Consider the following 12,406-nt stretch of genomic DNA (forward strand, 5'->3'; position numbering starts at 1 on the left):
AAAAGCCTGAGTTTAGATTTATCAGGAATATCAAGTTGCCAGACTGAAGTCTGACCTACAAGGTTATCCTTGGCGTCAAATACCAAACTATATATCCTTCTTGTCAGGCTAAAGCCTGACCTACAAGGTTATCCTTGGCGTCAAATACCAAACTATATATCTTTCTTGTCAGGCTAAAGCCTGACCTACAGGGGTCATTCGCCGAATAACACCCACAAAAAAGCGCCCCTTTTCTGGGGCGCTTTCCAAACTTGTTAATCAGCCCTCGCTCTGCAGCGAGAATAACACCAATTACTCATCGCGATACGTATCAACCGCTGGGCAAGAGCACAGTAGGTTACGGTCGCCGTATACGTCATCAATACGGGTCACCGTTGGCCAGAACTTGTCTTTTGCCACACTCGGTACTGGGAAGGCCGCTTCGAAGCGATCATATGCACGGTTCCAGTCGCTGCTTAGTACATCGGCTTGAGTGTGCGGTGCATTCACCAGTGGGTTATCTTCGATAGACCATTCACCCGAAGCGATCTTCTCGATTTCACCTTTAATTGCCACCATCGCTTCAATAAAGCGATCAATCTCAACTTTTGATTCCGACTCTGTCGGCTCAACCATCAAGGTGCCGGCAACCGGGAACGACATAGTTGGTGAGTGGAAACCATAGTCCTGTAGGCGTTTGGCTACGTCCATTTCACTGATGCCAGTGGCGTCTTTTAAAGGACGCAGGTCAATAATACACTCGTGCGCAACACGGTCATTACGGCCACGGTATAAAATTGGGAAGTGCTCGCTAAGTGTCTGCGCAAGGTAGTTAGCATTAACAATGGCGGTTTCAGTCGCTTGGCGTAAGCCTTCGCTGCCCATCATAGCAATGTATGCCCATGAGATAGGTAAAATCGCCGCTGAGCCATAAGGCGCCGCTGATACCGCGCCATTATCAACACTCGTGCCTGGCACGTTGATCACGCTGTGATTCGGCATAAATGGCGCAAGGTGCGATTTAACACCGATTGGACCCACACCTGGACCACCGCCACCGTGTGGAATACAGAAGGTCTTATGCAGGTTTAGGTGCGATACATCAGAGCCGATTGAGCCCGGGCTTGTGACCCCTACCTGTGCATTCATGTTGGCGCCGTCCATATAGACTTGGCCGCCGTGCTGGTGCACGATATCACAAATATCACGAATGGTTTCTTCGTATACACCGTGCGTCGATGGGTAAGTGATCATGATGCAAGATAGATTTTCCGATACCTCGGCCGCTTTGGCCTTCAGGTCATCCATATCGACGTTACCTTGCTTATCGCAATCAACAACAACAATTTTCATGCTCGCCATTTGCGCTGAAGCAGGGTTAGTACCGTGGGCAGAGCTTGGGATCAAGCATACGTTACGGTGACCTTCGCCGCGTGACTCGTGGTATTTACGAATGGCGATAAGGCCTGCATACTCACCCTGAGCACCGGAGTTTGGCTGCATTGATACGGCATCATAGCCAGTAATATCAACCAACCAGTCGTGCAGCTCACCAATCATGATCTGATAGCCTTCGGCTTGATCCAGCGGGCAGAATGGGTGCAAGTTTGCAAACTCCGGCCACGTGATCGGGATCATCTCGGCGGTTGCGTTTAGCTTCATGGTGCATGAACCTAATGAGATCATTGAGTGGTTAAGCGCTAAGTCTTTATTCTCTAGGCGCTTAATATAGCGCAGCATTTCTGTTTCGCTGTGGTACGAGTTGAAGTTCGGGTGCGTTAGCACTTCGTCATCACGTACTAGGCTAGCTGGGATAGACTGCGAACCATTGGCGCTGATTTGTGCGTCAAGGGCAGCCACATCAAGGCCATGACCTTCACCCAGAATGATATCGAATAGTTCAACAATGTCTTCACGAGTGGTCGTCTCAGACACCGATACCGAGTACTCGCCCACGTGGTTAGTGGCAAAGTTCACTTGTGCCGCAAGCGCGCGAGCAACCACCTCTTCCTTGTCCTGTGCCACAACCGTGATGGTGTCGAACCAGGTGTCGTGCTTAAGCGTGACGCCTTTCTCCTTAAGACCAGCAGCTAGAATGTCAGCAAAGCGGTGGATACGCTCGGCGATGGTTTTAAGGCCTTCTGGACCGTGGTAAACCGCGTAGAACGCTGCCATGTTCGCCAGTAACACCTGTGCAGTACAAATGTTTGAGTTGGCTTTTTCACGGCGGATATGCTGTTCACGAGTTTGCATCGCCATGCGCAGTGCATCATTACCAAGGCGGTCTTTTGATACACCGATGATACGACCTGGCAATGAACGCTTATATTTGTCACGCGTGGTAAAGAAGGCAGCGTGAGGGCCACCATACCCCATTGGCACACCAAAGCGCTGTGCTGAACCAAGTACTACGTCAGCACCTAGTTTACCCGGCGCTTTTAACAGCATTAACGACATAATATCAGCGGCCACACAGGCCAGTGCTTTTTTGTCTTGTACCGCCGCGATAAGATCAGTTAAGTCAACGACTTCACCACTGGTTGTTGGGTACTGGAATAAGGCACCAAAGATGTCATGGTTAGCCGCTTCCTGAGCAGGGCCAATGATAATGTCAAAACCAAATTGCTCGGCACGAGTTTTAACCACATCGATGGTTTGTACGTGCACATCGTCGGCGATAAAGAAGCTGTTCGCTTTTTTCGCTTTGGCAACACGCTTAGCAAGCGCCATGGCCTCAGCTGCCGCCGTTGCTTCATCAAGCAAAGAAGCGCTCGCTAAATCTAGGCCAGTCAAATCCATCGACATAGTTTGGAAGTTTAATAGTGACTCCAAACGCCCTTGCGCAATCTCTGGCTGGTAAGGTGTGTAGGCTGTGTACCATCCTGGGTTTTCCAAAACGTTACGCAGGATCACATGAGGTACATGGGTGGGGTGATAGCCCTGACCAATGTAAGATTTAAATACTTTGTTTTTGCTCGCTACTGACTTTAAGTAGCTCAGCGTTTCAACCTCAGTGCGGCTTTCACCAATTTGCAGGCCGTTCTCAAGACGAATGCTGGCAGGAACGGTTTGTTCCATCAGCTGTTCAACACTCGATACTCCAAGAGCGCTTAGCATGTCGCTTATTTGCGCCGGGCTTGGGCCAATATGACGACGAATAAAATCTTGCTTTTGCTCTAACTGCTCAAGAGATTTGGCATTTGACATGTGTCCAGATTCCTATGATCCAAGAAATTAACGCGGCCTAGTGAGGGGTTATGGCCTACATGCAGGCACGTCACTAAACCTGTAAAGGTGCCGATATGGCGGCACAACTTAAAAAGCCCCGAAACGGGGCTTTTTGGGGCCGGGGCCCTACCGACGCTTATTCGTCGTCGATGCTATTTTGATACGCTTCGGCATCAAGCAGGTTGCTCAGCTCTGATTCGTCAGAGGCTTTAATGCGGAACAACCAGCCGTCACCGTAAGAGTCATTGTTGACCGTTTCTGGTGCGTCTTCTAACTCTTCGTTAATGGCAACAATTTCACCACCAATTGGCGCGTAAATGTCTGAAGCTGCTTTAACAGACTCAGCAACGGCACAGTCTTCGCCAGCGTCAACTTCATCGCCCACTTCAGGCAGCTCTACGAATACCATATCACCCAAAAGCTCTTGCGCGTGCTCGGTGATACCTACAGTGAAAGTGCCGTCGCCTTCAGGACGAACCCATTCGTGTGACGGGGCGTACTTTAACTCGCTTGGAATGTTGCTCATTATCTGTTCCTTTGGTGTTAAGTTTAAATTCTTATACTACGGCTTTACCTTGACGCACAAAGCAAGGTTTAACCACTTTAACATTGACTAATTTTTTACGCATTTCTACCTGCGCGGTCTCGCCGATGTCACGCGGTACGCGAGCAAGGGCAATACTGTGACCAAGCGTTGGTGAGAACGAACCCGAGGTGATCACCCCTTCGCCGGCATCGCTCACTACTTTTAAGCCACCACGTAACACGCCTTTTTCTTCCAGCACTAAGCCAACCAGCTTATGAGTGCTCTTTTCGGCGCGCTGCTGTTCAACGACCTCACGGCCTACGAATTGACGCTCAGCAGGTTCCCAAGCGATGGTCCAAGCCATGTTCGCAGCCAATGGCGAAACGCTCTCATCCATATCTTGACCGTATAGGTTCATACCAGCTTCTAGGCGCAAGGTATCACGAGCACCCAAGCCTGCTGGGGCAACACCGGCATCAAGCAGTTTCTGCCATAGCTCGGCTGCTTGCTCGTTAGGGACGACAATTTCGTAACCATCTTCGCCAGTATAGCCTGTTGTAGCGATAAATAAATCACCCGCTTGAACACCAAAAAACGGCTTCATATCAGCAACGGCTTGCTGCTGCTCGGCGCTTAAGATAGTGGCCGTTTTGGCTTTAGCATTCGGGCCCTGTACGGCAATCATGGCGTATTCTGGACGCTCAGTCACAGCCACACTGAAGCCGTCCGCTACTTTAGCCATGTGCGCCAAATCTTTATCGCGAGTTGCTGAATTAACAACAAGGCGATATTCATTCTCGCTGAAGTAGTAAATGATTAGGTCATCCACTACACCGCCCTGCTCGTTAAGCATTCCGGTGTACAAAGCTTTACCAGCCACTGTCAGTTTAGCAACATCATTGGCAACCAGCTTTTGCAAAAATGCCTTGGCGTCATCGCCTTGCACGTCAACAATGGTCATATGTGATACGTCGAACATACCGGCATCAGTGCGCACCGCTTTGTGTTCTTCGATTTGCGAACCGTAGTTAATCGGCATATCCCAGCCGTGGAAATCGACCATTTTAGCACCGGCTTCAAGGTGCTTGGCGTGTAGAGGTGTTTTAGAAGACATAATATTCCTTCACGTTTTACAAACCCAGTATGGTGGGCGTGGCCTCGTTGTTCGAGGGGGAATAACATGGGCCGCGATTATACATAAGTTATGCGCCGCTGGCACCCAAATTAACATTTACTTTTCACACATTAAAACAGTAATGCGTACACTATGTTGTACTCACACTAGGCTGCATCAGCCTTGGGGTTAAAGTGTGCATCAACAAGTTGCTGCTTGAGTGTATCAAGCGCTGAACTGCGCGCAAATACGCGGTAAAACTGCTGCTCGGCGGCACTGGCAACAACAAAATAATTATCCCGTTGCACACCGTAATGTTGCTCAACACGGCCAAGGGCCATGCCACTAAACAAACTAAACTGGTGTTGCAGAAAGTCGCAGGCTGCCGGGCCCTGAAAATGGAGGCTTTGTAACTCTGGGCGCGGTAATACGTCAACATCAAAACGCTCGCTGGCGCTATTGAGTATGGGCATCAATTTATCTGCTTCTGTGGTCACTAGACGCAATGCGCTGTCGCTAAAGAAAAAGGCATCAAAGCTCACTGTATCAAGCTGGTAACGAACTGCCATGCCTGGCTGCTTGACCCAGTTAAGGGTACAGTCACGTAAACTTTTTAAGAATAACAGCACTTCACTGCCGCCTAAATCGATGACTTGTTCGTGAGCACTGACAAAGGTATTGCTCGAGGCACTGTTAACGCCTTGATGGCGAGCAAAGAATACCGACTGAATAGCCATAGCTGTTTCTACTTTCTAGCACTAAACTGAGGGCAGTATAGAGCTGGGCTAAATTAACAACAAATTGTAATTTTTTATCGATTGATAAATAATTGCAATGTATAAAACCTTTTAAATTGGCTTTATTAATATGAAAAATATCCCTACCGACAGTTTGCGCACGCTAGTGACCGTAGTTGAAGTTGGCGGTTTCGCCAAGGCGGGTGAGCTGCTGGGGCTGTCGCAACCCGCCGTGAGTTTGCAAATAAAGCGCTTAGAGGAGCTGCTCGGGCGTAAGCTATTCAAAAAGCAAGGCCAACGGCAGATTCTTAACCATCAAGGCGAGCAACTGTTGCCGCTGGCAAAACAAATGCTCAAAGATAATGACGCCATTTTGCAGTTGTTTAGCAACGAAACCATCACCGGTAAGGTGCGTTTGGGGATCCCCAGTGAATTTGCCGCCAGTATTTTACCGGCCATCATCGGTGACTTTGTGTCGTTGTACCCCGATGTTTCACTGGAAGTAAAATCCGAGCTCAGCAAACAACTGATGCATGTGAGTAATCGTGACGAGTTTGATTTGGTACTCACCCTAGTGGAGCAACTGGACAACCCGCATTACCCGAGCTTTTTACAAGATGACTTGGTGTGGGTCGGTAATACCCCCGCTAAGCTCACCGAGCCGGTCACCTTGGTTGTGGCGCCACAGGGGTGTATTTATCGCCGCCGCGCGATTGAAGCGTTGGAGCAAGCCGGTGTGCCCTGGCGTATTGTTTACACCAATGCCGATTTAACCGGCCTTACAGCAGCCATAAAAGAGCAGCTTGGGGTTACCGTACTCGCTCGTAAAACCGTGCCCGAAGAGCTGCCCTACACCGCTAACTCCGATGTATTGCCGGCACTGGGCCAGGTTGGGATCAGCCTTATCAAACGTGGTCAGGAGTCTTTGCAAGCCATTGATAAACTTGCCGAGTTTATCACTTTACGATTGAGCTAACGGCGTTGTCCTAGGGCTTGCTCAGCAAAAGCTTGCTTTAATGGCGCTATCTCGTTAACCGCGCTTAAGCCCAGGCCGCGCACTATTTTTTTCACTGGATTATCACCTGCGAACAGCCCTTTGAGTGCGCCCATAGTGGCAATGTGCTTTTGCGCATCGAGCTTACGCTCACGCTCATAGGTACGCAATGCCCGCGCTGTGGCGGTCATTGAATCAGTCAGTGCGTCACTAATAAGCGCACTCAGTCGTGCCGCATCTTGCAGGCCTAGGTTCATGCCGAGTCCTGCCAAAGGGTGAATGGTATGGGCGGCATCGCCAACCAACACAATACGTTCTTTCACCCATTGCCGGGCATAGCGCATAGTCAGCGGGAACACCGCTCGCGCTGATTGCACGGTGCATAATCCGCATTGACCATCAAACGCAGCAAACAAGGCCTTATTGAACTCTTGCTCACTCATGTTTTGGTAAGTGGCGGCCTGCTGTGGTGAGCAGGACCAAACAATAGAATGGTAATGGGGATCAGCCAATGGTAAAAAGGCAAGCGGGCCGTCGCTTAAAAATACCTGTCGCGCACAGTTATCATGGGGCTGTGCCGTTTTTACTGTGGCTACCAGGGCATGATGACCATAATCTTTAAAGGTAATAGGCAGATTGAAGCGCTGGCGCACTCCCGAATTGGCTCCGTCGGCGGCAATTAACAGCTCACTCATCACCGGCGTGCCATCGGTTAAGGTAATAAGCACATTATTATCACCTTGATGGATGTCTTGATAGGCGGTGTTAAAAAGCAGGGTAACGTTATCTTGGCGCTCTAGCTTTTCCACCAATGCCCGGTGGATCACATCATTTTCGATGATATGACCCAGATGGCTCACATCGTACTCCTCGCTGGCAAAGTGAATATGCGCAAAGCTATCTTTATCGCGCACGTCCATTTGCGTGTAAGGGGTCATGCGTTGCGCGGCTATACCCTGCCACACACCCAACTCCCGAAATAGCGCTTCACTGGCGTGGTTAATAGCACTCACGCGCAACCCAAACTCCTCACTCAGCGGCTCACTACTACCTTTGGCGTCGATAACGGCCACAGAGATGCCTTTTAAGCTGAGTGCCAGCGCCGTGCTTAAGCCTACACAACCACCGCCAACAATGGCTACTTTTGCCTGGTGCATATTAATTAAATCCCATCAATTGTTTTGCTAGAGGTTGGCGCAGCGAACTACATAATTGCATCGTACTGAGGCCAACACTACGCCCTAAAGCAAGGGTACGCGAGCCATTGGAAAACAGCCGCACTAACGAGTCGGTAAGCTGCATCACTCGGCGAACATCGTTTAGACGAGCACGGCTGTAACCTTGAGTAAAATGATAATTCCCCAAGCTATGTGCATCAGCATAGCGAATACGCTGCGCTAATTCTTTGATATCACGCAGGCCAAGGTTGAAACCCTGCCCAGCGATAGGGTGAATGGCGTGGGCAGCATTTCCTATTACCACGGCGCGATGACTGCTCAAGCTTTGCGCTTGGCCAAAGCTTAACGGGTACACGCTACGTTCTCCCACTTGGGTAAAGAGCCCAGCTCGGTAGCCAAACTCCTGTTGCAAGGCAGCGGTAAACTCCGCTGCACTTTGCTGTTGCATGGTGTGTAACTTCTGTGGATTATCGCACCATACTAATGAATAGCGGCTTTGTGACATGGGCAACAGCGCTATAGGGCCGTGCTCAGTAAAGCGCTCAAAAGCATGGTGGTGGTGCCCACCTTGGACTTGGACGTTCGCGATCAGCGCGTGCTGCTCATACTGTGTGGTAGGAAAATCTATATGCACTAATGAGCGCGTTGGCGACTGCGCACCGTCCGCTATCACAACTAACTTAGCCCCTAACTGCGTGCCACAATCAAGAGTAACGCAGTTGTAATCAGCATGCAGTGTTATATCACTCACGCGCGACGGGCAATGCCAAGCTAACTGGCTGTGCTCTTTTGCGGCATGCGTAAGTCGCTGACCCCAAGGGCGAACCTCAACAACATAGCCCAATGCATCGAGCTGATAGTCGTGATGATGGATTTGCGTTTTACCAAAGTGACCACGATCTGAGACCTGCACTTGCTTGATCGCGCTGGCATAGTCCACAGTGGTGTCAAACAGCCGATGTTGCTGCAAATACGCCACGGAATCCGCTGCCAAAGCGATACAGCGATCATCAAAGCTGGGGTGGTAGCTTTGTAACTCGTGGGCTTCAATAACAGCAATACTCAGCTTGGGGCATTGCTGCATAAGAATATTAGCCAGTGTGCTTCCAACAAGCCCACCGCCAACAATAACAACATCAGTGTGCTGCACCCTTTAACTCTCCTGCATTAATGCTTCTATAGCGGCAATGTCTTTTGGTACGCTGGCACTGAGGTTTTCGTGCCCTTTTTCTGTCACCAGAACATCATCTTCGATACGGATACCAATACCGCGATATTGCTCCGCCACCGGCGCATCCTCGGCAATGTAGAGACCTGGCTCTATGGTCAGCACCATGCCAGGGGCAAACTCACGATCCTGCTCATCTTTTTTATATTCACCCACATCGTGCACGTCGAGCCCTAACCAGTGGCCGAGACCATGCATGTAAAACGCGCGAAACGCTTGGCTTTCCACAAGCTCATCGACATTGCCTTCAAGTAGACCTAGTTTCACCAGCCCTTCGGTCAACATGCAGTTCACCACTTTAGCTGCTTGCGCGAGGGTGTTTCCAGGTTTAACGACCTCTAATGCGGCAAGCTGAGCATCCAGTACCACTTGATAGAGGGCTTTTTGCGCAGCATTAAAGCGACCATTAACCGGGAAGGTTCGGGTGATATCGGCTGCATAACCGTCGAGCTCGCATCCCGAGTCTATCAATATCAAGTCGCCATCTTTTAAGGTCGACTCATTTTCGGTGTAATGCAAAATAGTGGCATTGTCACCACTGCCGACAATAGTGCCGTAAGCGGGGTGACGAGCTCCATTCATAGCATAATGGTGATGCAATTCCGCCTCTAATTGGTACTCGGTGGCACCAGGTTTTGCAAAACGCATAGCGCGCTCATGAGCCTCGGCACTAATTTTTGCGGCGCGGCGCATAATGGCTATTTCCGCGTCTGATTTAAACAGACGCATTTCATGTACTAGAGTGCGAATATCACGGATCACTTCAGGGGCGCGATAACCTTTTTTGGGGGCGCCACGTAAGGTGTTTAAAAGCGCGAGTACTTGGTTATCTACGTCACTGTAAACACCTTGACCGTAGTACAAGGTACTTTTTTGATTAACGGCATCAAGCAGGCCTTGCTCCAGCTCCGCTAGGGTATAAGCCTCATCCACCGGCAGCTGCTGTTTGGCGGCATCAGCGCCTAAGCGTCGGCCATGCCAAATTTCAGCGCTTTTATCTTTGGCGCGACAATAAAGTATCGACTTCTGCTGCTCGCCATTGACCAGCACCAACATGGCATCTGGTTCGTTGAACCCTGTTAAATAGAAAAAGTCGCTATCTTGGCGAAACGGAAATTCGGTGTCGCGGCTGCGCGTGATTTCTTTAGCCGCCGGGATCAAGGCTACCGAATTAGTTTTCATTTGCGCCAATAACCGCTGCTGACGCATTAGGTATTCGTTTTTGCTAATAGTCATTAGTGTAAAGTCTTTGATGTTTGTGCAGTGTTTTCATGCTTGCCCAGTTCGGAGAAGCACAACATAGCCGATACGCGCACGTACTCAAGCACTTCGTGTAATGCTTGTTTATCTTCTTCTGTTTCATCAAAGTGGGTATCGAGGCGGCTGATTTCAGTGAAATCTTGGATCACTTCTTTGACATCGCCGGAGATCTTGCCGTAGTCCTGCTGTTTTAAGCCAAAACCAAGTAAAAAGCCATTGACCCAGGCAACCAAGGCATTCGCTTGGTCGATAAGGCTATCTTCTTCGTCGGGCAATAGCATCTCAAACTGTAACTGTTCATTTGTGAAACTCTCTACCACCTGGGTATAGAGTTCACTAAGCCAGTGTTTAAGGTTTTTCTCAAAACTGATACCGTCGTTCAGCACATCACACAACAGCCCTTGGTAGTCTTTCTCTTCAATATCGACACCACAGGCTAACAACCCAGTGATAATGCCATGGACTTCTGCCGGCATTACAAAAATATCATTACTCTCGAGAAGTTGCTGTGCTTGTTGGTAGGTACGTTGGTCGCTCATGATAGGCTCGCGTATGACGAAATATTTTAAATTACAGTTATTAATGCTACCACTGCTGCGAGGCCGACTCCACAGTATTGTATGACAGCGATCAAATATCCAGCACTTGATGAGGCTCTCGCTTACTTTAACAGCAAATGACGTGATAATTTGTAACTGAGGCTGTATCCCTAGGCCTGTGTCTTATATACTGAAAGAGTTCCCTAGCTTGTTGGCCAGCGAATGATGTCCCTGAGCCGATAAACTTTGATTAGGAACACATCTTGTGGGCTACTGTGCAAGCTCGGCATGTACCGAGAAGCCTACGGTCTACAGGTGTCTTCCGCCTTGAACCTTAGGGTTCAAGGGCTGATATTCGCAGCCGCAACGCCGGGGAACACTCCTCCTTTATTACTTCCTTATATTTAGAATCCCTATTTTAAGCCTTAGATAGGCTGTGTTGTAGGTCAGGGCTTTACCCTGACTAAGATGATGCAAGGCTGAAGCCTTGCCTACAGGTAACAGGTTCCAACGGGTTTCGCTGTGCTGTAGGTCGGGGTTTATCCTGACAAGGATGCAACAAGGCTGAAACCTTGCCTACAGATGCGATGATCGGTGGTGCTGTGTTGTGGGTCAGGATTTATCCTGACAAAGGTGCTACAAGGCTAAAGCCTTGCCTACAGGTGTGGTGGCAGGTGGTGCTGTGTTGTAGGTCAGGGTTTATCCTGACTAGGCTGATGCTGTATTGTAGGTCAGAATTTATCCTGACAAACGTGTTACAAGGCTAAAAGCCTTGCCTACAGGTGTGGTGACAGATGGTGCTGTGTTGTAGATCGAGGTTTACCCTGACTAGATACTGCACGGCTGAAACCTTGCATACAGGTGTGGTGAGTGGTGGTGCTGTGTTGTAGGTCAGGATTTATCCTGACTGGATGCTGCAGAGCTAAAAGCCAGGCCTACAGATGCGATGATCGGTGGTGCTCTGTTGTGGGTCGGGATTTATCCTGACTAGAGTGCTACACGGCTAAAGCCTTGCCTACGGGTGTGGTGACAGATGGTGCTGTGTTGTAGGTCAGGGCTTTACCCTGACTGGGATGGTACAAGGCTGAAGCCTTGCCTACAGGAAACAATCTCTAACGGGTATCTCGATCTATTGTGGGTCAGGGCTCTACCCTGACTAGGTGTCGCAAGGCTAAAGCCTTGCCTACAGGTGTGATGACCGGAGATGCTCTGTTGTGGGTCAGGGTTCTACCCTGACAAAGGTGCTACAAGGCTGAAGCCTTGCCTACGGGAGATTTCTTTTCTACACGCATAAAAAAACCCGCTGCACTTCTGCAACGGGTTTCTCTTAATAAGGCCCTGACGATGTTCTACTTTCACATGGGCGAACCCACACTATCATCGACGCTGTTTCGTTTCACTTCTGAGTTCGGCATGGAGTCAGGTGGTTCCAAAACGCTATGTTCGTCAGGAAAATCTTTAAAATTCTTTTCGCTCTAAAAAACCCGCTGCACTGGTGCAACGGGTCTCTCTAATTAGGAGCCTGGTGATGACCTACTTTCACATGGGCGAACCCACACTATCATCGGCGCAGTTCCGTTTCACTTCTGAGTTCGGCATGGGGTCAGGTGGGTCCAGAACGCT

9 protein-coding genes, 2 rRNA genes and 1 other RNA gene are annotated in these 12,406 nt (G+C 49.6%); 2 read left to right on the forward strand and 10 right to left on the reverse strand.

The annotated features are described in order from the left end of the window. Positions 1-291: 291 nt before the first annotated feature. The 4 genes from gcvP to MHM94_RS15550 form a co-directional block, all read right to left on the reverse strand. A complete protein-coding gene (gene gcvP, locus MHM94_RS15535) occupies positions 292-3,186 on the reverse strand; it encodes an aminomethyl-transferring glycine dehydrogenase (protein WP_235419789.1) in 2,895 nt (964 codons plus the stop codon). 157 nt (positions 3,187-3,343) lie between these two features. Next, positions 3,344-3,733 carry a glycine cleavage system protein GcvH gene (gene gcvH / locus MHM94_RS15540; protein WP_022946239.1) on the reverse strand — a complete coding sequence of 130 codons (390 nt, stop codon included), beginning with the start codon at positions 3,731-3,733 and terminating at the stop codon, positions 3,344-3,346. 31 nt (positions 3,734-3,764) lie between these two features. After that, positions 3,765-4,847, reverse strand: coding sequence for a glycine cleavage system aminomethyltransferase GcvT (gene gcvT / locus MHM94_RS15545; protein ID WP_235419790.1), 1,083 nt, complete (start codon positions 4,845-4,847; stop codon positions 3,765-3,767). Between the two features lie 167 nt (positions 4,848-5,014). Then, entirely contained in the window at positions 5,015-5,584 is a 570-nt protein-coding gene (locus tag MHM94_RS15550; protein WP_235419791.1) for a hypothetical protein, read from the reverse strand. A 130-nt stretch (positions 5,585-5,714) separates the two neighbouring features. On the opposite strand from MHM94_RS15550, the gene MHM94_RS15555 reads away from it, so the two are divergent. Beyond that, positions 5,715-6,560, forward strand: coding sequence for a LysR substrate-binding domain-containing protein (locus MHM94_RS15555; protein ID WP_138587548.1), 846 nt, complete (start codon positions 5,715-5,717; stop codon positions 6,558-6,560). On the opposite strand, the gene MHM94_RS15560 is transcribed toward MHM94_RS15555, so the two are convergent. The 4 genes from MHM94_RS15560 to MHM94_RS15575 are packed head-to-tail and all read right to left on the reverse strand — an operon-like array spanning position 6,557 to position 10,783. Then, positions 6,557-7,735, reverse strand: a complete 1,179-nt coding sequence (locus MHM94_RS15560) for an FAD-dependent oxidoreductase (RefSeq protein ID WP_235419792.1) — start codon at positions 7,733-7,735, stop codon at positions 6,557-6,559. The two genes, MHM94_RS15555 and MHM94_RS15560, sit on opposite strands and share 4 nt — an antisense overlap. A 1-nt stretch (position 7,736) precedes the next feature. Then, a complete protein-coding gene (gene ubiH, locus MHM94_RS15565; RefSeq protein ID WP_235419793.1) occupies positions 7,737-8,906 on the reverse strand; it encodes a 2-octaprenyl-6-methoxyphenyl hydroxylase in 1,170 nt (389 codons plus the stop codon). A 3-nt stretch (positions 8,907-8,909) separates the two neighbouring features. Then, positions 8,910-10,220: a Xaa-Pro aminopeptidase gene (pepP, locus tag MHM94_RS15570; protein WP_235419794.1), complete on the reverse strand. Its 1,311-nt coding sequence runs from the start codon at positions 10,218-10,220 to the stop codon at positions 8,910-8,912. Further along, positions 10,220-10,783, reverse strand: coding sequence for a UPF0149 family protein (locus MHM94_RS15575; protein ID WP_022946246.1), 564 nt, complete (start codon positions 10,781-10,783; stop codon positions 10,220-10,222). Before MHM94_RS15575 ends, pepP begins: the two co-directional genes overlap by 1 nt. 197 nt (positions 10,784-10,980) lie before the next feature. Between MHM94_RS15575 and ssrS the strand changes: the two genes are divergently transcribed. Then, a non-coding RNA gene (gene ssrS / locus MHM94_RS15580) (6S RNA) lies at positions 10,981-11,163 on the forward strand. A gap of 956 nt (positions 11,164-12,119) precedes the next feature. Here ssrS and rrf (MHM94_RS15585) read toward each other — a convergent pair. Both rrf (MHM94_RS15585) and rrf (MHM94_RS15590) read right to left on the reverse strand, forming a co-directional pair. Next, positions 12,120-12,234, reverse strand: a 5S ribosomal RNA gene (rrf, locus tag MHM94_RS15585). Between the two features lie 69 nt (positions 12,235-12,303). Next, positions 12,304-12,406: ribosomal RNA gene (gene rrf / locus MHM94_RS15590) — 5S ribosomal RNA — on the reverse strand; the annotation flags it as partial.

The sequence above is a fragment of the Pseudoalteromonas sp. CNAT2-18.1 genome, assembly GCF_022347865.1.
Classification (GTDB): Bacteria; Pseudomonadota; Gammaproteobacteria; order Enterobacterales; family Alteromonadaceae; genus Pseudoalteromonas; species Pseudoalteromonas ruthenica.

Coding starts and splice junctions, on each gene's coding strand:
- gcvP (WP_235419789.1), bottom strand. CDS start 3,186: ATGTCAAATGCCAAATCTCTTGAGCAGTTAGAGCAAAAGCAAGATTTT.
- gcvH (WP_022946239.1), bottom strand. CDS start 3,733: ATGAGCAACATTCCAAGCGAGTTAAAGTACGCCCCGTCACACGAATGG.
- gcvT (WP_235419790.1), bottom strand. CDS start 4,847: ATGTCTTCTAAAACACCTCTACACGCCAAGCACCTTGAAGCCGGTGCT.
- MHM94_RS15550 (WP_235419791.1), bottom strand. CDS start 5,584: ATGGCTATTCAGTCGGTATTCTTTGCTCGCCATCAAGGCGTTAACAGT.
- MHM94_RS15555 (WP_138587548.1), top strand. CDS start 5,715: ATGAAAAATATCCCTACCGACAGTTTGCGCACGCTAGTGACCGTAGTT.
- MHM94_RS15560 (WP_235419792.1), bottom strand. CDS start 7,735: ATGCACCAGGCAAAAGTAGCCATTGTTGGCGGTGGTTGTGTAGGCTTA.
- pepP (WP_235419794.1), bottom strand. CDS start 10,220: ATGACTATTAGCAAAAACGAATACCTAATGCGTCAGCAGCGGTTATTG.
- MHM94_RS15575 (WP_022946246.1), bottom strand. CDS start 10,783: ATGAGCGACCAACGTACCTACCAACAAGCACAGCAACTTCTCGAGAGT.